This window comes from Puniceibacterium confluentis (assembly GCF_007923445.1).
Classification (GTDB): Bacteria; Pseudomonadota; Alphaproteobacteria; order Rhodobacterales; family Rhodobacteraceae; genus Puniceibacterium; species Puniceibacterium confluentis.
Map to the genome: position 1 here is coordinate 300,617 of NZ_VOJI01000001.1, position 20,628 is coordinate 321,244.

General features: G+C 64.6%; 22 protein-coding genes. 15 read left to right on the forward strand and 7 right to left on the reverse strand.

The genetic code is table 11. The features are described 5' to 3' along the window. Positions 1 to 138: 138 nt before the first annotated feature. The 5 genes from FOY53_RS01375 to FOY53_RS01395 all read left to right on the forward strand — a co-directional run bounded on the left by FOY53_RS01375 (position 139) and on the right by FOY53_RS01395 (position 3,814). The gene (locus FOY53_RS01375; protein WP_146584910.1) at positions 139 to 714 is read left to right on the forward strand and encodes a LabA-like NYN domain-containing protein; all 576 of its coding nucleotides are present in this window, start codon (positions 139 to 141) and stop codon (positions 712 to 714) included. A 41-nt stretch (positions 715 to 755) separates the two neighbouring features. Next, a complete protein-coding gene (locus FOY53_RS01380; RefSeq protein ID WP_146584912.1) occupies positions 756 to 1,211 on the forward strand; it encodes a YqaA family protein in 456 nt (151 codons plus the stop codon). 97 nt (positions 1,212 to 1,308) lie between these two features. Continuing rightward, the gene (gene ispH / locus FOY53_RS01385; RefSeq protein ID WP_146584914.1) at positions 1,309 to 2,259 is read left to right on the forward strand and encodes a 4-hydroxy-3-methylbut-2-enyl diphosphate reductase; all 951 of its coding nucleotides are present in this window, start codon (positions 1,309 to 1,311) and stop codon (positions 2,257 to 2,259) included. Between the two features lie 361 nt (positions 2,260 to 2,620). After that, positions 2,621 to 3,079: a ribonuclease HI gene (rnhA, locus tag FOY53_RS01390; protein ID WP_146584916.1), complete on the forward strand. Its 459-nt coding sequence runs from the start codon at positions 2,621 to 2,623 to the stop codon at positions 3,077 to 3,079. A 114-nt stretch (positions 3,080 to 3,193) separates the two neighbouring features. Continuing rightward, positions 3,194 to 3,814 carry a trimeric intracellular cation channel family protein gene (locus tag FOY53_RS01395; protein ID WP_146584918.1) on the forward strand — a complete coding sequence of 207 codons (621 nt, stop codon included), beginning with the start codon at positions 3,194 to 3,196 and terminating at the stop codon, positions 3,812 to 3,814. Between the two features lie 16 nt (positions 3,815 to 3,830). On the opposite strand, the gene FOY53_RS01400 is transcribed toward FOY53_RS01395, so the two are convergent. After that, entirely contained in the window at positions 3,831 to 5,009 is a 1,179-nt protein-coding gene (locus tag FOY53_RS01400) for a MalY/PatB family protein (protein ID WP_146584920.1), read from the reverse strand. A 144-nt stretch (positions 5,010 to 5,153) separates the two neighbouring features. On the opposite strand from FOY53_RS01400, the gene def (FOY53_RS01405) reads away from it, so the two are divergent. The 6 genes from def (FOY53_RS01405) to FOY53_RS01430 all read left to right on the forward strand — a co-directional run bounded on the left by def (FOY53_RS01405) (position 5,154) and on the right by FOY53_RS01430 (position 9,045). After that, positions 5,154 to 5,672 (forward strand): peptide deformylase, encoded by a 519-nt coding sequence (def, locus tag FOY53_RS01405; RefSeq protein WP_146584922.1) that lies wholly within the window; start codon positions 5,154 to 5,156, stop codon positions 5,670 to 5,672. Next, positions 5,669 to 6,163: a peptide deformylase gene (def, locus tag FOY53_RS01410; protein WP_146584924.1), complete on the forward strand. Its 495-nt coding sequence runs from the start codon at positions 5,669 to 5,671 to the stop codon at positions 6,161 to 6,163. Before def (FOY53_RS01405) ends, def (FOY53_RS01410) begins: the two co-directional genes overlap by 4 nt. After that, positions 6,160 to 6,654, forward strand: a complete 495-nt coding sequence (def, locus tag FOY53_RS01415) for a peptide deformylase (RefSeq protein WP_146584926.1) — start codon at positions 6,160 to 6,162, stop codon at positions 6,652 to 6,654. The genes def (FOY53_RS01410) and def (FOY53_RS01415) overlap by 4 nt, the downstream gene beginning before the upstream one ends. 115 nt (positions 6,655 to 6,769) lie before the next feature. After that, positions 6,770 to 7,687 carry a methionyl-tRNA formyltransferase gene (fmt, locus tag FOY53_RS01420; RefSeq protein ID WP_146584928.1) on the forward strand — a complete coding sequence of 306 codons (918 nt, stop codon included), beginning with the start codon at positions 6,770 to 6,772 and terminating at the stop codon, positions 7,685 to 7,687. Then, a complete protein-coding gene (locus tag FOY53_RS01425; protein WP_146584930.1) occupies positions 7,687 to 7,926 on the forward strand; it encodes a hypothetical protein in 240 nt (79 codons plus the stop codon). Before fmt ends, FOY53_RS01425 begins: the two co-directional genes overlap by 1 nt. 129 nt (positions 7,927 to 8,055) lie before the next feature. Next, positions 8,056 to 9,045 (forward strand): glutathione S-transferase family protein, encoded by a 990-nt coding sequence (locus tag FOY53_RS01430; RefSeq protein WP_146584932.1) that lies wholly within the window; start codon positions 8,056 to 8,058, stop codon positions 9,043 to 9,045. Here the strand turns inward: FOY53_RS01430 and FOY53_RS01435 are convergent. Continuing rightward, positions 9,042 to 9,404 (reverse strand): response regulator, encoded by a 363-nt coding sequence (locus FOY53_RS01435; protein ID WP_146584934.1) that lies wholly within the window; start codon positions 9,402 to 9,404, stop codon positions 9,042 to 9,044. The genes FOY53_RS01430 and FOY53_RS01435 overlap by 4 nt on opposite strands. Positions 9,405 to 9,617: 213 nt before the next feature. Between FOY53_RS01435 and FOY53_RS01440 the strand changes: the two genes are divergently transcribed. Further along, a complete protein-coding gene (locus tag FOY53_RS01440; RefSeq protein ID WP_146584936.1) occupies positions 9,618 to 10,790 on the forward strand; it encodes a lytic murein transglycosylase in 1,173 nt (390 codons plus the stop codon). Positions 10,791 to 10,796: 6 nt separating this feature from the next. Here the strand turns inward: FOY53_RS01440 and FOY53_RS01445 are convergent, their stop codons facing one another. Together FOY53_RS01445 and smc are read right to left on the reverse strand one after the other, a co-directional pair. Continuing rightward, positions 10,797 to 12,398 (reverse strand): DUF1217 domain-containing protein, encoded by a 1,602-nt coding sequence (locus FOY53_RS01445; RefSeq protein ID WP_146584938.1) that lies wholly within the window; start codon positions 12,396 to 12,398, stop codon positions 10,797 to 10,799. Between the two features lie 133 nt (positions 12,399 to 12,531). Beyond that, on the reverse strand, positions 12,532 to 15,987 hold the full coding sequence (smc, locus tag FOY53_RS01450; RefSeq protein WP_146584940.1) for a chromosome segregation protein SMC: 3,456 nt from the start codon (positions 15,985 to 15,987) through the stop codon (positions 12,532 to 12,534). Between smc and FOY53_RS01455 the strand changes: the two genes are divergently transcribed. Further along, positions 15,923 to 16,636 carry a GNAT family N-acetyltransferase gene (locus tag FOY53_RS01455; RefSeq protein ID WP_342783935.1) on the forward strand — a complete coding sequence of 238 codons (714 nt, stop codon included), beginning with the start codon at positions 15,923 to 15,925 and terminating at the stop codon, positions 16,634 to 16,636. The two genes, smc and FOY53_RS01455, sit on opposite strands and share 65 nt — an antisense overlap. Here FOY53_RS01455 and FOY53_RS01460 read toward each other — a convergent pair. From FOY53_RS01460 to FOY53_RS01470, 3 genes are all read right to left on the reverse strand, one after another. Further along, positions 16,624 to 17,028, reverse strand: coding sequence for a hypothetical protein (locus tag FOY53_RS01460; protein WP_146584943.1), 405 nt, complete (start codon positions 17,026 to 17,028; stop codon positions 16,624 to 16,626). The genes FOY53_RS01455 and FOY53_RS01460 overlap by 13 nt on opposite strands. 49 nt (positions 17,029 to 17,077) lie before the next feature. Next, a complete protein-coding gene (locus FOY53_RS01465; RefSeq protein WP_146584945.1) occupies positions 17,078 to 17,851 on the reverse strand; it encodes an aldolase/citrate lyase family protein in 774 nt (257 codons plus the stop codon). 62 nt (positions 17,852 to 17,913) lie between these two features. Then, on the reverse strand, positions 17,914 to 18,723 hold the full coding sequence (locus FOY53_RS01470; RefSeq protein ID WP_146584947.1) for a division plane positioning ATPase MipZ: 810 nt from the start codon (positions 18,721 to 18,723) through the stop codon (positions 17,914 to 17,916). A 447-nt stretch (positions 18,724 to 19,170) separates the two neighbouring features. Here FOY53_RS01470 and FOY53_RS01475 point away from each other — a divergent pair, with 447 nt between their 5' ends. Further along, positions 19,171 to 19,464 carry a Dabb family protein gene (locus FOY53_RS01475; protein ID WP_146584949.1) on the forward strand — a complete coding sequence of 98 codons (294 nt, stop codon included), beginning with the start codon at positions 19,171 to 19,173 and terminating at the stop codon, positions 19,462 to 19,464. Positions 19,465 to 19,495: 31 nt separating this feature from the next. Next, the gene (locus FOY53_RS01480; protein ID WP_146584951.1) at positions 19,496 to 20,614 is read left to right on the forward strand and encodes an aminodeoxychorismate synthase component I; all 1,119 of its coding nucleotides are present in this window, start codon (positions 19,496 to 19,498) and stop codon (positions 20,612 to 20,614) included. Positions 20,615 to 20,628 lie beyond the last annotated feature (14 nt).

A 20,628-nucleotide genomic window follows, 5' to 3' on the forward strand; every position in this document is an offset into this window, starting at 1 on the left:
TTGCACACAACCTGCGGGTTGAACACCGTGTAGAATTATCTACTTTTATCGCCTGTAGATCCGCCGTTGCATTCAGACACTCACACGCCACTCTTCAACTCACGGGCGGCGGGTCGGACATTATCGAAAGGAAATTTGATGTTTTACAAGGACGAACGGCTGGCGCTGTTCATTGATGGATCCAACCTTTATGCCGCTGCAAAGGCACTTGGGTTTGACATCGATTACAAGCTTCTGCGTCAGGAATTCGTGCGTCGCGGCAAGATGCTGCGCGCGTTCTACTATACCGCCCTGCTGGAGAATGACGAATATTCGCCGATTCGCCCCCTGGTGGACTGGCTGCATTACAACGGCTTCACGATGGTTACGAAGCCGGCGAAAGAGTACACCGACAGTCAGGGCCGCCGTAAGGTAAAGGGCAACATGGACATCGAGCTGACCGTGGACGCCATGGAGCTGGCGCCGCGGGTCGATCACATCGTGCTGTTTTCGGGCGATGGCGATTTCCGCCCGCTGGTGGAAAGCCTGCAGCGTCAGGGCGTTCGGGTGTCCGTGGTCTCGACGATCCGCAGCCAGCCGCCGATGATCGCGGACGAGCTGCGCCGCCAGGCCGACAACTTCATCGAGCTCGACGAGCTGAAGGACGTGATCGGTCGGCCGCCGCGCGAAGTGCCGGTCGAGCGCAGCTTTGAAGTCGCCAGCAACGGCAACTGACATGGCGCGGGCCCGTAGGGGATGACTGGCCCGCGACTTTGATGACCTGGCTCGGAACCGAGATCACGGCTCTGGCCGTGCTGTTCGCCGCAGCATTCGGGGCGGCGACCCTGTTGCCGTTTCAGTCCGAAATCGTCTTTGTGGCGTTGCAGCTGCGGGACACGGTGCCCCTGTGGATGATCGTCTCGGTGGCCAGTATCGGCAATACCGCCGGATCGGTGGTGAATTATGCCATGGGTCGCGGCATCGAACGGTTCCGCGATCGGCGCTGGTTCCCGGTGTCCGAACCGCAGCTGCGCCGCGCCCAGGAGTGGTATCAGCGATGGGGCGTCTGGTCACTGCTGCTCAGCTGGGCACCGCTGGGGGACGCGATCACGGTGGTTGCCGGGGTCCTGCGCACGCCGCTCCGGGTCTTTCTGCCACTGGTTTTCATCGCCAAGACCGGGCGGTACATCGCCCTGGCCTGGGCCACCCGGGCCGCCTTTGGGGCGTCCTGAGAATTTTCGTCCGAAAATTCTCGGGCGCACATTCCTGCCGCCGGGCACTGGACCCCGGACGCCGCAGGTCTTACGTCTGACGGCAGGAGACAGCCTGATGCAACACACACCCCTTACCCTGTATCTGGCCGCGCCGCGCGGCTTCTGCGCCGGCGTGGACCGGGCGATCAAGATCGTCGAGATGGCGTTGGAAAAATGGGGCGCGCCGGTCTATGTGCGCCACGAGATCGTGCACAACAAGTTCGTCGTCGACGGTCTGCGCGACAAGGGCGCGGTCTTTGTCGAAGAGCTGGACGAGTGCCCGCCAGACCGGCCGGTGATCTTTTCGGCCCACGGTGTGCCGAAAGCGGTTCCGGCCGAAGCGGCGCGCCGGGAGATGGTCTATGTCGATGCGACCTGCCCGCTGGTCAGCAAGGTCCATATCGAGGCGGCCCGTCATGGCGAGAACGGGTTGCAGATGATCATGATCGGCCATGCGGGACACCCGGAAACCGTGGGCACCATGGGGCAGCTGCCCGACGGGGACGTGTTGCTGGTCGAGACTGTGGAGGATGTTGCCCGCGTCGACGTGCGTGATCCGTCCCGGCTGGCCTTTGTGACGCAGACCACGCTGTCGGTCGAAGACACCGCCGGTATCGTTGCCGCCCTGCAGCGCCGGTTCCCGGCGATTGTCGGGCCACATAAGGAAGACATCTGTTACGCCACGACAAACCGTCAGGAAGCGGTGAAGGCGATGGCGCCCGACTGCGACGCGTTGCTGGTGGTGGGGGCGCCGAACTCGTCCAACTCGCAGCGGCTGGTCGAGGTTGGAAGGCGCGCGGGCTGTGCGTATTCACAATTGGTGATGCGCGCCACGGATATCGACTGGCGCGCGCTCGAGGGCATTCGCTCGGTCGGGATCACTGCCGGTGCCTCGGCGCCCGAAGTGCTGATCAATGAGGTGATCGACGCCTTCCGGGCCCGTTATGATGTGCGGGTCCAGATGGTCGAGACCGCACAGGAGAATGTCGAGTTCAAGGTGCCGCGCATCCTGCGCGAACCGGTTTGAAACCGGCACCGCGGGCCGCACCGCTTCCGAGCCAGACCGGGTGGCGCGGTGTCCGGCGGTGCGCTGGCGCAGGATGCTCTGGCGGCGCTTCCTGTAACCGCAGGGGTGGCTGAGCGGTCTTTTTCCGAGTATTTTTGAAGAGAAGAAGGGCGCGCGACCTGGGGTGGTCCCATGGTGGATGTTCCGCAGACTGCACAGTCGGAAGGTTGCGCCTGGGCGCTGGCGTCCGCCGGTCGTACCGGATGGCGGCGTCCGGTGTCCGCGCCCTGGCGGGCGGCGGGGGGCAACCTGTCGTGCGAAATCCGCATCCTGCCGTGGCATAGCTCTTGACGCCCGCGGCCGGTAAGGCGACATGGCGGGCATGGCCAAACTTCATGCATATACCGATGGCGCCTGTAGCGGAAACCCGGGACCGGGTGGCTGGGGCGTGCTGATGCGCGCGACCGAAGGTGGAAAGACCGTCAAGGAGCGCGAACTGTCCGGCGGCGAAGCTGCGACGACGAACAACCGGATGGAGCTTCTGGCTGCGATCCACGCGCTCGAGGCGCTGGCCCGGGACAGCGAAATCACCATCGTGACCGACAGCGCCTATGTGAAGAACGGCGTCACCAGCTGGATCCATGGCTGGAAGCGCAATGGCTGGATGACGGCCGCGAAAAAGCCGGTCAAGAACGTCGAGCTGTGGCAGCGTCTGGACGCGGCGCAGAAACGTCACAAGGTCATCTGGGAATGGGTCAAGGGCCACGCCGGCCACCCCGAGAATGAACGGGCGGACGAATTGGCCCGTGCCGGCATGGCGCCGTTCAAATCTGCACGCTGACGTCCGGGCGGTTGCCTGCCTGGCAGTGTGCGCGGCTTTCGAGTGACAGCGACAGGTCGGCGCGATAGGCAGCGGTGCGGCATCCTGCCCGCACCCTGACCGGAGCCGTGAGCCATGAGCCTGATGACCCTGCTCGACTATACCTCGGTGCTGGTCTTTGCCTTGACCGGCGCGCTGGTGGCCAGCCGGGCGCAGCTGGACATCGTGGGCTTCTTCTTTCTCGCCTGTCTGACGGCGGTCGGCGGGGGCACGGTGCGGGATGTGTTGCTGGATCGCAACCCGGTGTTCTGGATCGCCGAGCCGACCTATCTGCTGGTGGCCTGCGGTGCGGCACTGGGGGTGTTTTTCACCGCACATCTGTTCGAGAGCCGTTATCGCCTGTTGCTCTGGCTGGATGCCTGCGCGCTGGCCGTTGCGGTGGCGGCGGGCTCGGGGGTGGCGCTGTCGCTGGACCAGGGGCCTGCGGTGGTGGTAGTCATGGGCATGATCACCGGCTGTCTCGGCGGGTTGATGCGCGATGTCGTGTCCAACGAAGTGCCGCTGGTGCTGCGTCAGGGCGAGTTGTATGTCACCTGCGCCTTTGCCGGATCCACAGCCACGGTGATTGCCGCCGCGGTTGGTTTCGGCCCGGGCCTGGCCGCTCTGGCCTGTGCCGCAATGACGTTCACGCTGCGGGCGGGATCCATCCACTATGGCTGGTGCCTGCCGGTCTACCGCAGCCGCCCGCCGCGCTGAGGCGGCGGGGGCAGACTCACTGCAGGTCGCCAAAGGCGTCCTGCAACCGGTTTCCCGCCTCGATGATCTGCGCACGGGACATCGCGAGGTTGAAGCGCTCGAAACTTTCGCCGCCCGCGCCAAAGCCGGGGCCGGCGCTGGGGGCAATGCGGGCGGCCTTGCGGATGCGGGTGTCGAATTCGTCAAAGGTCATTCCGGTGCCCGAGAAATCGACCCAGGCAAGATAGGTCGATTGCAGTGGCAGCGAGTGCACGCCCGGGATGGCGTTGACAGCGGCATCGAACACGGCACGGTTGCCGGCAAGGTGCTCCAGCTGAGCATCCGCCCAGGCAGCCCCCGCGGGAGAGTAGGCGGCGGCGATCATCGTCAGCGACAGGGCCGCAGGCTTGTAGTCAAGCGTGTTCAGGCGTCTGGCCATCGCCGCGCGCAGCGAGGAGTCCGGGATGATCATGTTGCCGGTGCGCTGACCGGCAATGTTGAACGTTTTCGATGCCGCTGTGAGCACCACCAGCCGGTCCTGCGCCTCCGGGGCCGCCACATGCATCGGCACGAAGGTCTGGCCCGGGTAGACCAGATCCTGGTGGACTTCGTCAGAAATCAGCAACAGGTCGTTGCGGGTGGCGAAATCGGCCACGGCGCGCAGCTCGTCCCGGGTCCAGACCCGGCCCGAAGGGTTTTGCGGCGAGCACCAGATCAGGATCTTTTCGCTGCCGTCCAGGCGGGACTGGGCGTCGTCGAGATCGAGCGCGTAGGTGTCGCCCGTGCGTTTCAGCGGGCATTCGACGAGACGGCGGTCGGCGCGTTCGATCTTGTGCCGGAACTCGTGGTATACCGGACTGAAGGTCACAACGCCGTCGCCGGGCGCGCTCCAGACATCCAGGCTCAGGGCGATGGCATTGCCAAGGCCCTGGGTGGTCAGGATCCAACCGGTGTCGATCTGCCAGTTGTGCCGGGTCTGCATCCACCACTGGATGGCGTCCAGGTACTCCGGATAGGCGCTGGTGTAGCCAAAGATGCCATGGTCGGCGGCGCGGCGCAGGGCGTCGATGACACAGGGGGCGGTGGGGTATTCGCTGTCGGCAGTCCACATCGCAAGTCCGTCGTCCGGCGAGACGTCATAAAGCGTTTCCATCAGGTCCCACTTGGAACAATGGGAGCCGCGGCGGTCGATCTGCTGGTCAAAACTGAAGGTCATGGTGGGGATGCGTTCCTGGGTCGTGGATGTCGGTTGATCCGGAAGCTAACGCATGGGCCGGTGGCCGCAAGGGCAGGAGCGTGCGGGGCGGTATCCCGCACCGGGATATTGCGCGCGCTGCGGTGTTGTCCTACATGCAGGCGCATGAAACGCCCGATCATCCTGCACCCCGACCCAAGGCTCAAGAAAGTGGCCGCCCCCGTGGCGGACCTGACGGATGAGCTGCGCGCCCTGGCCTCGGACATGCTCGAGACGATGTATGATGCGCCGGGCATCGGGCTGGCGGCGCCGCAGATCGGCGTGTTGAGCCGCCTGATCGTGCTGGACTGTGTCAAGGGCGAGACCGAGTCGCCGCGGCCGCTGATCATGTTCAATCCCGAAGTGCTGGCGGTGTCGGATGCGCGCAACATCTATGAAGAAGGCTGCCTGTCGATCCCCGAGCAGTTCGCCGATGTCGAGCGGCCCGCCGAGGTGCGTGTGGGCTGGATCGACCAGACCGGCACGCCGCGGGAGGAAGAGTTTTCCGGCCTCTGGGCGACCTGTGTGCAGCACGAGATCGACCACCTCGAGGGCAAGTTGTTCATCGACTATCTGAAACCGATGCGCCGTCAGATGATCACCCGCAAGATGGTGAAGATGAAGCGGGACATGGCGCGCGGATGACAGTGCTGACGATCCTGCGCTGGCCCGATCCGCGGCTGTCCCGGGTCTGTGATCCGGTGGAGGATGTCGCGGCGGTGCGCAGTCTGGTCGCGGACATGTTCGAGACGATGTATGACGCGCCGGGTCGGGGACTTGCCGCGCCTCAGATCGGGGCCCTGCAGCGGCTGTTTGTGATGGATGTCGGTTGGAAGACGGGCGCAAGGACACCTGTGGTCTGCATCAATCCCCGGATCACGGCGACGTCGGGCGAGGTGGCGGTCGGGGGCGAGGGCTGTCTGTCGATTCCCGGGGTGGTCGCCGAGGTGGCCCGGTCGGAGAGCGTGACCCTGGAATTTCTGGATCTGGACGGCGCGTTGCAGTCGCAGGCCCTGTCGGGACCGGCGGCACGCTGTGCGCAGCACGAGCTGGATCACCTTGATGGTCTGGTGACCTTTGACCGGCTGGAGCCGCAGGCGCGGGATGCGCTGATGGCCGAGTATGGTGCCCTGTGACCGCACGGCGCTGCATACCCTGGCCCGATCGGCGGTTGCGCGCGGTGGCGCAGCCCGTGAGCGAAATTACTGACGAGATCCGGGCGCTCTGGGCCGACATGGTCGACACGATGGAGGCAATGCCGGGGGTGGGTCTGGCGGCGCCGCAGATCGGCGTTCTGCTGCGGCTGGCGGTTGTTGATGCGTCGCAACAGCGTGGGCAGGCGGTGTTGTTGGCAAACCCCGAAGTGCTGCACGCCAGCGTCGATCTGCGGGCCCACGACGAGGGCAGCCCGAATCTGCCCGGGGTCTGGGCCGAGGTGAAGCGCCCGAGGGCGGTGACGGTGCGGTTCCTGAACGCGGAAGGCGCGGTCGAGGACCGGGATTTTGTCGGCCTCTGGGCCACCTCGGTTCAACACCAGATCGACCATCTGCAGGGGCGGATGTATTTTGACCACCTGAGCAAGACAAAGCGCGATATGCTGCTGCGCAGGGCGCGCAAGGCAGTCTAGGTTTGCAGGCAAGCCCCCGGCGGGGGCTGCGAGAGACGCTTTCTTTCGCGCTCTCTGGGATATTTGTGACCCGAAGACGCAGGGCGATGTCCCTGCACAGAAGGGAAGGGGCGGCATGCGGATCGTGTTCATGGGGACGCCGGAGTTTTCGGTGCCGGTGCTGGAGGCGCTGGTGGCGGCCGGGCACGAGATTGCCGCGGTCTATTGTCAGCCGCCGCGTCCCGCCGGGCGCGGAAAGCGCGACCGCCCGTCGCCGGTGCAGACGCGGGCCGAGGCGATGGGGCTGCCGGTGCGGCATCCGGTGTCGCTGAAAGGCGTGCAGGAACAGGATGACTTTGCGGCGCTTCGCGCCGATGTGGCGGTCGTGGTGGCTTATGGGCTGATCCTGCCGCAAGCGGTGCTGGATGCGCCGCCTCTCGGGTGCCTGAACATCCATGCGTCGCTGCTGCCGCGCTGGCGGGGGGCGGCGCCCATCCACCGGGCGATCCTGTCCGGGGATACGCGGACCGGCCTGTGCATCATGAAGATGGAGGCCGGACTGGACACCGGCCCGGTGCTGCTGCGCGAGGAGGTGGATATAAATGCGGAAGACACCACCGGCACGCTGCACGACCGGCTGTCGCTGCGGGGGGGGGGGCTGATCGTCCGGGCGCTGTCACGCCTGGACCAGCTGGTGCCCGAAGTGCAGGCGACAGACGGTGTGAGCTATGCGGCAAAGATCGACAAGTCCGAGGCGGCGGTGGACTGGTCGCGCGATGCGGAGGTGATCGACCGGCAGATTCGCGGACTGTCGCCGTTTCCCGGCGCCTGGACGCAGATCGGCGGCGAGCGTGTCAAGTTGCTGGGGTCGCGGCTGGCGGCGGGCGGTGGGGTGCCCGGCGTGGTGCTGGACGGTGCCTTTACCGTCGCCTGCGGGCAGGGTGCGGTGCAGGTGACACGGGCGCAGCGGGCCGGACGCGGGGCCCAGGAAGCCGCGGAGTTCCTGCGCGGCATGGCGCTGCCTGCCGGCACTGTTCTGGGAGAGCCTGACTGATGTTTCCAGTGATGATCGGCACGGTGGTGATAGCCGGGATAGTGGGCTATGCCTCGGAGCGCACAGGGTTTACCCGCAATGGCATTCTGCAGAGCATCATCATCTGCATCGGCGGTGCCTTCCTTGCCTATTTTGTGCAGCGGATGTTCGGGTTTGGCTTTCGCCTGCCGGGAGTCAACGCGATCGTTGCCTCGGTCGGGGCGCTGATCATCGTCCCGACGCACTGGCGCCGACGCTAGAGGCCGCCTTGCGACGGGCCCCACTGCGACAGCGTGGTGTGCACTGGCGCGGAGGGGCTGCGCATCCGGTCGCGATTGCCCTCTGACCTCAGGGCACTATGCTCGTCTCCGGAAAGCGGGAGGACGGACATGGGCGCTCTGGTTGACGGGAAATGGCTGGACCAATGGTATGACACCGCCAAGTCCGGCGGCAAATTCGTGCGCTCGACGGCGGCATTCCGCAACTGGATCACCGCCGATGGCAGCGCGGGCCCGAGCGGAACGGGCGGTTTCGCGGCCCAGTCGGGGCGCTATCACCTGTATGTGAGTTATGCCTGCCCCTGGGCGCACAGGGCGCTGATCTTTCGCAGTCTCAAGGGGCTGGAACCCCACATCCCGGTGTCGGTCGTGCACCCCGACATGCTCGGCGATGGGTGGACGTTCGACACGGATTTTGCCGGTGCAACAGGGGACAGGCTCTATGGGCTGCCATTCGCCCGTGACATCTATCTGCGCGCGGATCCGAAGGTGTCGGGCCGGGTCACCGTCCCCATTCTCTGGGACAGCGCCAGCGAGACCATCGTGTCCAATGAGAGTTCCGAGATCATCCGGATGTTCAACGCGGCGTTCGACGCCATCACCGGCAACGACGCCGACTATTGGCCCGAAGCGCTGCGCGCCGCGATCGAGCCGATAAACGCCCGGATTTACGACACCCTCAACAACGGGGTCTACAAGGCCGGGTTTGCCACCAGCCAGAATGCCTATGACGAGGCGGTTGTGCCGCTGTTCGACACGCTGGACTGGATAGAAGACCTTCTGTCCACGCGGCGCTACCTGCTGGGGGCAACACTCACCGAAGCGGATTGGCGGCTGTTCACCACGATCATCCGCTTTGACAAAGTCTATCACGGGCACTTCAAATGCAACCGCCGCCGCATTGTCGATTATCCGAACCTCTGGGCATGGTCCCGCGAACTCTATCAATGGCCGGGGGTCGCGGCGACCGTGAATTTTGAACATATCGTGCGGCATTACCACTTCAGCCACGAAACGATCAATCCACACCGGATTGTGCCGATCGGGCCGCAGCTTGACCTGATGGCACCGCACGGGCGCGACCGGATGGCGGTGCGTTAGGCGCGCGGGGCGTGGTGCTGGACGATCGCCGTCAGATCGTCCGGCCTGGTGGCGCTGGGCACAAAGGCGCAGGCATTGGCGCAGAGCTGGAAGATCGAGCCGTCGGAAAAGAACGTGGTGTTGGTGACAAAGATCACCCGGCAGTCGGGCTGCCGGAAGCTGGCAAAATCCGCGACCGTCAGGGCATTGCCCTGGTCCAGTACAAGATCAAGAATGATGACGTGGATCGGCTCTGACTGCAGGAGCGACATGGCCGATTCCGCGTCGGTCACCAGAATGGCGGTCATACCGGCACGTTGCAGGTGGCGCAGCCAAACTGAGCCAAGGTCCGTGCTGCTTTCGACGATCAGAACGGTCACCTGCATGCTCCGTTTCGGTGTCCGCCAGTGTCGGCACCAGTCTTTGTTTAACACATTTGTACAAAACGAGGGACCGCGCAATTGTGACAACACCGTTACCGCGGTCCGGCTGCTTGAATAAAACGATGATTCGCTGGTTCCGCCCGGTTGTACAGCACAATCCGCATGTTAGGTTGCCGTCGATCGCAAAATTGGCATGGCAGGGAGCCTTGGATGAGACAACTGGCGGCACTGACGACGGCATTGACCGTCCTGGCAGCGGCCCCTGCTGCGGCGCAATGTGGCGGTGGTTTTCCGGAGTTTGTCGACGGCCTGCGCGCCGAGGCCGTGGAACGTGGCCATGATGCGCGCCAGGTACAGAGCTTCTTTGGTGCGGTACGCCAGGATCAGGCGGTGCTGAAGGCGGATCGCTCGCAGGGCATCTTTCAATCCGGGTTCGTGGCATTTTCGCGCAAGCTGATCAGTCAGGACCGCATCGAACGCGGGCGGGCCATGGCCGCGAAATACAACGCGGTGTTTGACAGGATCGAATCCGAGTACGGCATAGCGCGCGGTGTCCTGCTCGCCTTCTGGGCGTTCGAGACCGATTACGGAACCTACCAGGGGGATTTCAACACCTTGAATGCGCTGGTTACCTTGGCGCATGACTGCCGTCGGCCCGAGCTCTTTCGCCCACAGGTGTTTTCGGCGCTCGAACTGTTCGAGCGCGGCGACTTCGATCCGGCCCGCACCACGGGGGCCTGGGCCGGGGAAATCGGCATGGTGCAGATGCTGCCCGAGGACATTCTCACCAATGGCGTGGATGGGGATGGTGACGGGCGTGTGACGCTCAAGACGTCGGCGCCCGACGCGCTGTTGTCCGGCGCGCGGATGCTTTCGGGACTGGGCTGGCGGGCGGGCGAACCCTGGCTGCAAGAGGTGGAGCTGCCTGGCGATCTGGACCTGTACCTGACCGGGCTTGAAACCGTGAAGTCGGGCGCCGAGTGGGCCGGGCTCGGGGTGCGGGCACGCTCTGGAACCCTGACGGAAACTCTGGATGCGTCCATACTCTTGCCCGAGGGCAAGGATGGCCCGGCGTTCATCGCCTACCCTAATTTTCGCGTCTATTTTGAATGGAACCAAAGTTTCACCTATGTCCTGACGGCCGCCTATTTTGCGAACCGGCTGGCCGGCGGACAGATCTACGACGCGGGTGCTCCAGAGCCCGGTCTGACCGCCGCCCAGATGCAGGAGTTGCAGCGCAAACTGGCGGCGCGGGGCTATGACGTCGGCAAGATCGACGGAATTCTGGGGGCAGGGACCCGCGCCGCAGTGCGCGACGTGCAGCGCGAACTGGGTCTGCCGGCGGACGCCTGGCCGACCGCCGCCCTGTTGCAGCAGTTGTGACAGGGGTCAGCCGGCGGCTCCTGACAGCAGCGCAAGTACGACACCACCGCCGGACGACAGGGACTGCGCGCTGTTCTGATCACTGATCAGCAGAAAACGACGCCTGAGCTGGTCCAGCATGTCCGGGTCCGCGAAATCCGCCACCCGATCCGTTCCGAACATCCGTTCGGACCGGTCCTTGAACACCACAAGCTGCTGGTCCACATCCAGCGCCCCGAAGCTTGACGGCAGGCCAAAGGCGGTCTCGAACACGGAGCGCAGCGGCGCAGAAGCCATGACCGAAAACCACTGGGTATCGCCGCTGCCGCCGCGATCGACCAACAGACTGAGATCGCGTTCCATCGACAGCGCAATGCGCATGTTGGTATCGCTTTCACCGATTTCGTTTTCGAACTGCCGGTCGTGATAGCTGCCTACGATCGCAGCGACGAAGCCCTGCGAATAGCTTCTTGTGTCTGACTTTTCCTTGAAATCGAATGCATTTGCAAAGGCGTGGTATCGCCGGTCCGGATAGACATTGATCAGGGCATTCGGATCGCTGCGGTCCGCGCCAACGATGCGCCGGGCAAGGGTGATCTTGCCCTCGCCCTGCGGCAAGTTGAAAAAGTCCATGACCGCCAGGGTCAGACCGATATCGTTGAACAGATCGCTAACCTGTTCCACCGTGTCCGTCCGGGCGTTCAGCCGCGAGATCAACTTTTCCGCTTTGCTGGTTTCGGTGCCGGAGTCACCAAAGCCAAAGGCATTGGACAAGGCGAGATAGCGCTTGTCCTCCAGCTGCGTGGCGAAGGAATTTCCGTCGTAGGGATCAGAGTTCAGGACGTTCAACAGGAAATCCGGCCGGTCCAGGTTGGCAAAATCCTTTTCCAGTCCGAAAATCCGCAGCGCGCTGTCCAGCAGGTCAGGATCGTCCAGAAGATCCTCGGCTGTTTCAAGGTCGGCCAGCCTGTCGGTGAAGGTTCGGGAAAAGCCGTAAAGGTCGTCCCCTGCCTGCGATTTGCTGTGAAAATCGAAAGTCCTGGCCAATTCGACATAGCGTTTGTCGGACAGCCGGTTGGCAAACGAAGCAGGGTCGGCAAGATCGGATTCCAGAACCTGCTGCAGGAAATATGCATTGCTCAGATTGGTGTCGAGACCGAAGCCCGCCAGGGTTGCGCGCAGAAGTTTCCGGTCGAGAAGCAAATCCTCGGCGCTGCTGAGGTTGTCCAGCTTTGCGATGAGTTCGGATTCGATGCCCGCGCCGCCGATTTTTGGCCCGTCGCTGCCAGCGAAATTGAAAGCCTCGGCCAGACGGAGATAGCGTTTGTCGGCCAACCGGTTCGCCAGTGACGCACCGTCGGTCAAATCCGAATCGAGCACCTGCTTGATGAAGGCGCGATTGTTGACATCTTCGTCCAGGCCAAAGGCGCCAAGGGCCACGCGCAACAGCGTGTGGTTGTCCATCAATTGCTCTGACGTCTGAACGCCTTGAATCTGTTCGGCGAACCGGGTGGAGTCGCGCGCGATCGAAGGCGACTGGGCAAAAGCGGCCTGCTGCTTTTCGCGGGTCCGGTTCAGGAATTCCCAGCCGATGAGACCGGTCCCACTTACGATAGGAGAGAAACCCATGAATTCTCCGATGCCAATCAACCAACCAGAACGGGCTGTGACACCGGCTATCGCGCTGGCGAGAGCTGTCCCTGCCCATGCACCGGCATAGCCCGGGAATGTTAAGAAAATCCTGCCGACAACGGCCGCGGCGTCACGCCACCATCTTTTCGGCCCGTTTGAGATCGACCGAAACCAGCTGGCTCACGCCCTGTTCCTGCATGGTCACGCCAAACAGCCGGTCCATCCTGCTCATGGTCACCGCATGGTGGGTGATGATCAGGAAGCGGGTGTCGGTGCGGCGGCACATTTCATCGAGCAGGTCGCAGAAACGGGTCACGTTGGCATCGTCCAGCGGCGCGTCGACCTCGTCGAGCACGCAGATCGGCGCCGGGTTGGCGAGGAACACCGCAAAGATCAGCGCCATGGCGGTGAGCGTCTGCTCGCCGCCGGACAACAACGACAGGGTCGACAGCTTCTTGCCCGGCGGCTGACAGAGGATTTCGAGGCCGGCCTCCAGCGGGTCGTCGGATTCGACCATCACCAGGTTCGCTTCGCCGCCGTTGAAGAGATGTGTGAACAACAAGCGGAAGTTGGAATTGACCTGCTCGAACGCCGTGAGCAAACGCTCGCGTCCTTCGCGATTGAGGCTGGCGATCCCGGCGCGCAGGGTTTTGATCGCCTCTTCAAGATCCGACTTTTCGGAAACGAGGGTGTCGTGTTCCTCCTGCACTTCGCGGGCGTCTTCTTCGGCGCGCAGGTTGACCGCCCCCAGGGCGTCACGCTGGCGTTTCAGCAGGTTCACCTGCGCCTCGATCTCGTCCGAGGCGGCCATCTCGTCGGGGTCGACGGCAAGTGTCTTGAGCAGCGTCTGCGGCGTGCACTCCTGATCGTCGGCAATGCGCTGGGTTGCCTGTGTGACCGTGTCGCGCGCGGCTTCGGCGCGTGCCTGCGCAGCGGCCCGGGCTTCGCGGGCATCCGAGGCCGCACGCTCGGATTCCCGTTCGGCAGCGATTGCGTCACGCAAGGCGACTTCGGCGGATGCCAGAGCCTCGGTGGCGCTGCCGCGCCGGGTTTCGGCATCAGAGATGGCGTCGTTCAGGTCTTCGCGCTTTTCGGCCAGTTCTTCGGGGACACGCGCCGCCTGTTCCAGCTCGTTTTCGGCGGCGGCCTTGCGGTCGGCCAGTTCGGCGCTTCTGGACTTGGCGGTGTCTAGCCGGTGACGCCAGCCGCTCAGGTCCTTGGTCACCTGCTGGGCGCGGGCCTTGCGTGCATCGCCGTCGCGGCGCAGTTCGTCGTGCGCGGACCGGCGGGCCATCATGGTCATGCGCGCGGCTTCGACCGTCATCTTGATGTCTTCGACCTCGCCGCGGGCGGCGTCAAGGTCGCCGAGTTCGGTGATGGCGCGCTCTGCTTCGATCACCAGTTTGCGGGACTGTGTCGCTTCGTCCTCGTGTCGGGATACCGCAAGCCCAAGGCTCTCAAGACGGCTTGCCGCCATGTTGCGGTCGGCTTCGGCACGCGATACCGCGCGGGTCGCCTGGGTCAGGTCGCTGTCCGCCTCGCGACGCGCCTCTCTGGCGGCCTTGTCGGCGCGGGTGAGGTCGGCAAGACGGGCTGTCAGAGACTCGTGAGCACCGCGTGCGCCTTCCATGCGCGCGGTGGCACGGGTCATTTCCTGCTTGAGTGTTTCCAGCCGGTTGAGTTGCTCGAGGCGCAAGGCGGCCGCCGAAGGCGCATCTTCGGCCCAGGCGCGGAAGCCGTCCCAGCGCCAGAGATCCCCCTCGACGCTGACCAGCCTCTGGCCCGGCTTCAAGGCGATCTGCAGGCGGGGGCCCTCGTCCGCGTCGACAAGCCCGATCTGGCTCATCCGACGCTCCAGCACCTCCGGGACCGACACGTGCTGCGACAGCGCGGTTACACCTCGGGGCAGCGGTTGCGATACGTCGTAAGCCGGGAGGATCGCCCAGCCGGAGGGGCCGTCGGTATCGACCTGCGGCGCGCGCAGATCGTCGGCAAGCGCAGCGCCAAGTGCCTTTTCAAACCCTTGCTGCACCTGAAGCCGGTCGAGGATCTGGCCACCTTCGGCGGTGTCCCGGTCCAGCAGACGGGCCAGGGCCGAGACTTCGGCACGCAGGGCGTTGGCCTCGCCTTCGGCTTCGGAGCGTTCGGCCCGGGCATCGGCCTCGCGGGCCTGGGTGTCGGCGCGGGCGGTTTCGGCTTCGGCCAACAGGTTTTCCGCCCGGATCGTCATTTCCTGTGCTGCTGCGGCCTTTTTCTCGGCCTCGGCCATGGTGGCCCCGGCCGCCGCCACGATCCCCTGCGCTTCGGTTGCCGCAGACCGGGCGCGGGCGGCGTCGTCTTCGCTGCGTTGCAACGTTTTCTGGCTGTCCGACAGCAGGCGGTGGGCAGACTGATAACGCGCCGACAGTCGGGCGACATCCTCTGTCAGGCGGGTCAGATCACCTTCGCGTTCCTGCAGAACGCTCGCCGCTTCCGAGGCAGCCTCGGCGGCGTCAGCCAGTTTTTCGTCATGACCTTCTGCGGCCTTGGCCAGTTCGCGCTCTTCCCATTCAAGCCGTTCGATCGTTTCGATGGCATCGTGGTTGAGGCCGGTTTCGCGCCCCATGTCGCTTGTCATCTGGTCGATGCGGCGGCGCAGGGTGGCGATGGTGTCGGCGGCGCGCTTTTCCTGCTCGCTCAGGGAATCGCGCTGCACGGTGAGCCGTTGCAGAATCGCCGACGCAATGGCCTCTTCTTCGCGCAGCGGTGGCAACGCCTCGTCGCTGTCGGCGCGCAGTTTTGCGCTGTCCCTGGCGGCGGTTTCGGCGCGGGCGGCCTCGGCGGTCTTGTTGCGCAGCGACTCTTCGGCCAGCAGCCTGGCTTCTTCGGCGTCCCGCCAGCGGCGATAGAGCAACTGCCCCTCGGCCCGGCGCAGATCGGCGCCGATGGCACGATAGCGGGCCGCCTGCCGCGCCTGCCTGGCCAGCGTGGCCAGCTGCACGGCGAGCTGTTCGATCACGTCATCGACCCGCAGCAAGTTCGCCTCGGTGTTGTTCAGCTTCAGCTCGGCTTCGTGCCGTCGCTGGTACAGCCCGGAAATGCCGGCCGCTTCCTCGAGAATGCGGCGCCGGGACTTCGGCTTGGCACTGATCAGCTCACTGATCTGGCCCTGCCGCACCAGCGCCGGCGAATGTGACCCGGTGGAGGCATCGGCGAACAGCATCTGCACATCGCGGGCGCGGGTGTCCTTGCCATTGGCCTTGTAGGCCGAGCCGACATCCCGGGTGATGCGGCGCACGATGTCGAGCTGGTCCTGATCGTTGAACCCGGCCGGCGCGAGGCGTTCTGAATTGTCGATGGTCAGGCAGACTTCGGCAAAGTTGCGGGCGTTGCGCGACGCGGCGCCGGCAAAGATCACATCCTCCATCCCGCCGCCGCGCATGGCTGTGGGGCGGTTTTCCCCCATCACCCAGCGCAACGCCTCGAGCAGGTTGGACTTTCCGCAGCCATTCGGCCCGACTACCCCCGTCAACCCATCCGCGATGATGAGATCGGTGGGGTCCACGAAGCTTTTGAAGCCGGTCAGTCGAAGTTTTGAAAACTGCACGGGGGCGGGCCTTGTGATTCCTTGGGTGACACGCACTGTGCCGGGGGGCGCGCGGTCAAGTCAACGGGTTTGCGCCGCATCTGGTTGGGCTCGCCTCTTTATCCACAAGATATTGCGGAATTACCAGCTTGTCTTTGCGGCAGGAACCGGCAGGATCGCCGGGTTTTTCGCAGCAGGGGGCGATATGGCCGTCACGATTAAACCCGCGTCACCGCGTGATCCGCAGGCAGAGGCGCTGCTGCTGAAAAGCCACGCGCTGATGCGCAGTCTGTACGCCCCGGAAGACAGCCATTTTCTGGATGTCGACGCGTTGTGCGCGCCGGATATCACGTTGTTCCTTGCTGCGGAAGACGGGCAGGCGCTTGGCTGCATCGCGCTCCGGACAGGGGAGCGTTGCGCAGAGGTGAAGTCGTTCTTTGTCGATCCTGCGGCGCGCGGACGCGGAATCGGCCAAGCGCTGCTGGACCACCTTTTTGCGGTGGCTTGCGCCGGTGGGGTGCAGGTCCTGCGACTGGAAACCGGTGTCGGACTGGACGCGGCGGCGCGTCTTTACCGCGCAAACGGTTTTGTCCCTAGTGGCCCGTTCGGGCAGTATGCGGCGAGTGCCGCCAGCCTGTTTTTTGAAAAGTCGCTTGTTCAGTCCCGGTAACAATCCAGCGTCAGATCGCGCGGCCTGCGGGGCGGCGTCGCATAGGTGTCAAGGATGTTACACGTGAAACCGGCCCTGCGCCTCGGCTTGGGCGGTGCAGGCGCACCTTCGCAAGCCAGGCCCAGGACCACCAGTGCCGGGTCACCTCGCGCCCATTGTGGGGTGCAGCCGGTCACCTCCTGTGCAGCGATACCGGCCTTTCGGACGATGTCGTGAAACGCGGGAAAGGCTTCGGGGTTGATGCGGATCGCTTCGACCAGCGGGCCGTTGACGCGCAACAGGAACCGGCTGCCGTCCACCTGCCGTTCGACCGGCACAATCCCGCGGAACCCGGGGCCCCCGGTGTTGCACGCCATCAGCAGGGTCAGGGCCAGCAGGAACACAAGTTTCATGCCGCGAGTAGAGCAGGACGTTCTTTAAGATTTTGCTAAGATCCCGCCGTCAGGCGATATGATCCTGCCATTTCTGCGCCAGCGCCATCAGGCCCCGCGCCAGAAATACGACGTCAGCACCGACGGCCACGAACTGGGCGCCGTCTTTGAAATGCCGCGCCAGCGCATCATCGGAAAAGTCGATGATCCCGGCGGCCTTGTCCGACGCCGCAATCCGCCCCAGTGTCTGTGCCACAAGGTCCTGCATTTCCGGCGCTTTGGGCGTGGCCAGATGGCCCAGATCCGCGGCGAGGTCGGCGGGGCCGACAAACACACCGTCTACGCCATCGACCAGCAGGATGTCATCCAGTGCCGCCAGACCTGCGCGGGTTTCGATCTGCACGATCAGGCAGATCTGGTCGTTAGCGGTGGCGGCATAATCCTCGACGGTCCCAAAGCCCGAAGCGCGCCCCAATGCGTGGCCAACCCCCCGGATGCCATGCGGCGGATAGCGCACGGCGCGCACCAGCGCCCGTGCTTCTTCGGCAGAATTGACCATTGGAATCAACAGTGACTGGGCGCCGGCGTCCAATACCTGCTTGATCAGCCAGGGTTCCCCCATCGGCAACCGGACAACAGGCGATGTATGCGGTTCCAGCACCTGAAGCTGGCGGGCAATGGCCGCCAGGTCGTTCGGCGCGTGTTCGCCGTCGATCAGAACCCAGTCGAACCCGGCCCGTGCCGTGGCTTCGGCTGCATAGGGGTCACACAACCCCATCCAGCAGCCGATGCTGCGTCGGCCCTCTGCAAGCGAGGCTTTGAAACGATTGATCGGCGCGGCCATCGGGTTTCCTTTGCGTGAGATGGGTCATCAGCCCTTCGGGGCAGGGGCGCTGCACGCGCCCGTCAGAACTTGACCGTCACGCCGGGCAGGTTCAGGGACTTGATCAAATCGCGCAACTCCTGACGCGCGGCGACATTCGAGATGTTGAGCTGCTTCACGCCAAGGTCCTTGAGATCCAGCAGGGTCAGGCCGCGCGGAAACAGTTCGCGGAACACCACACGTTCGTTAAAGCCCGGCGCGATGCGAAACCCTATGCGCTTGGCCAACCGCTCCAACGCCTTTTCCATCTTCATCTTGTTGACCATGTTCTGGGCACCAAGCCGGTTGCGCAGCACGATCCAGTCGATCGGCTGCAACCCAGCCTGCGCCCGTAACTGCCGGGCATTCCACACCATTTCAGAATAAACCGAAGGGCCCTGAATCTTGTCGCCGCTGGCGTCCACATGCGCCAGAAGGTCAAAGTCGACAAAGCTGTCGTTCAGCGGCGTAACCAGCGTGTCCGCCAGCGAATGCGCGACCTGGCTCAGACGGGTGTGCGAGCCGGGGCAGTCGATGAGGATGAAGTCCGAGGACTGCTCGAGCTGCGCGACGGCGGCCGACAGGCGGTGGTCATAGGCATTTTCGCCTGGCTGCAAGGCAGCGGGGTCGACTTCGGGCAGTTCCATATAGGTCGGGCTCGGCAGATCGAGATTCTGCGAGGCGAGGAACTTCGAGCGGTTATCGGTATAGCGTCCCATGGTGCGCTGGCGCAGGTCCAGGTCCAGCGTCCCGACGCGGTGGCCAAGACGGGCCAGGGCGGTGGAGATATGCATTGAGACGGTGGACTTGCCCGCGCCGCCCTTTTCGTTCCCGACAACGATGATATGTGCCACTGGTTTACCCTTGATCCTAGCCCACATGTTTGTCTGTGGTGCATTTGCGGATACCGTATCTGGTGTGATCCCCCCTGAAAAGACTCGACGGGTTGACACTTGCGGTTTGTGTCGTGCCTGCCGCAGACCCCGGCAGGAGCGCAGAGGCTGTCCGGATGATTTCCGGACGGCGCGGATTTGGCGAGTGGCCGAGGCTCTGACCCCGGGGGACCGGTTGGCCGGGGCTATTAGGGGGCCAGATACGGACGGTCCTTTTGCCGACAACTTCCGGCGATCACTGCGCGACACCGGCGGCATGCTCATGCCATTGGCGGAAATCCGAAGGACTGCCGTTCAGATCGCCGCACCCGCGCCGATCCGCCCCGTTGCCCCTTGCCCAAGTCTGTGGTTGTTTCGCGCGGATCCCCGGCCCGTCCTGGCCGGACACCTCAGACGACGGACATACACGTGACACAGAGACCGACCCTTCGCCACATCGTCTTCTTCTCCGCCCGCGACAAGGCCGACATTCCCCGAATCGTCGAGGGCCTGTCGCTGCTGGCGCAGATCCCGCATTCGAGCTTTTTCGAAGTGCAGCGCAACACCCAGTCCGACGCGCTGTCAAGCGAGGTGGATGTGGTGGTCTACGCCGAGTTCGACTCGGCCGAGGCGATGGCGGCCTACAAGGCGGATCCGCTGTACCAGAAATCCATCGACCTGGTCCGCCCGCTGCGTGATCTGCGTATTGCGGCGGACATCTGAAACACGACCACGTGCACCGGGAGAGAGTCGCATGGCTGAACACCGGGTGATCTTTGACACCGGTCCGCTGCTGGGCGGCACCGCGTTCCGCGCGCCGCTGCGGCTGATCCGTGCGGACGTGCCCGATGAGGTGCCCGGCGCCCTGGCGCAGATGCAGGCGGCGCAGGCGCAGGGGCTGTGGCTGGCGGGCTATGGATCCTACGAGCTGGGCTATGTGTTTTCGGCCAAACTGCGGCCCTTGCTGCCTGCGGCCCGCGAGATGCCTCTGCTGTTGTTCGGGGTGTTCGCGGCGCCATCGGAGGATGGGACGCTGGACACGGGCGCCGCGGGGCTGAGTGCGCCCGAGCCCGAGTGGTCGTTTGACGATTATGCGGCTGCCTTCCGGGCGCTGCACGACGACATCGCGCGGGGCGAGATCTACCAGGCCAATCTGACCTTCCCGATGCGGGCGCGGTGGTCCGGCTCTGTCGAGGCGCTGTATGCGCGGTTGCGGTCGCGGCAGGCGGCGCCGCACGGGGCGCTGGTGGATCTGGGTGGCCCGGTGCTGCTGTCCCGCTCGCCCGAGCTGTTTTTTGCCCTGAATGCGGCGGGGCGCATGCAGGCGCGGCCGATGAAGGGCACCGTGGCGCGCGGCGAAGGTGCGGCGGCGGACGCCGAGAGGGTGGCGTGGCTGCGCGGTTCAGAAAAGAACCGGGCCGAAAATCTGATGATCGTGGATCTGCTGCGCAATGACATGAGCCGGATCGCCGAGGTCGGCAGCGTGCAGGTTCCGCAGCTGTTCGAAGTCGAGACCTATGCGACACTGCACCAGATGGTGTCGGTGGTGGTGGCGCAGCTGCGCGGTGACGTCGGGCTGGCCGAGATCTTTGCGGCGCTGTTTCCCTGCGGGTCGATCACAGGCGCACCCAAGATCCGGGCGATGCAGATACTGCGCGGCCTGGAGGGGGCGGCACGGGATGCCTATTGCGGGGCGATCGGGTGGATCGCGCCGGACGGGGCGATGTCGTTCAACGTGGCGATCCGCACAGTGGCCTGTTTTGCGGACGGCACCGCGCGGCTGAATGTCGGCGGCGGCATCGTCTACGACAGCACGGCCGAAGATGAATATGCCGAAGCACTGCTGAAGGCGCGGTTCGCGCTGCTGGACTGAGCGCCAATCTGCGC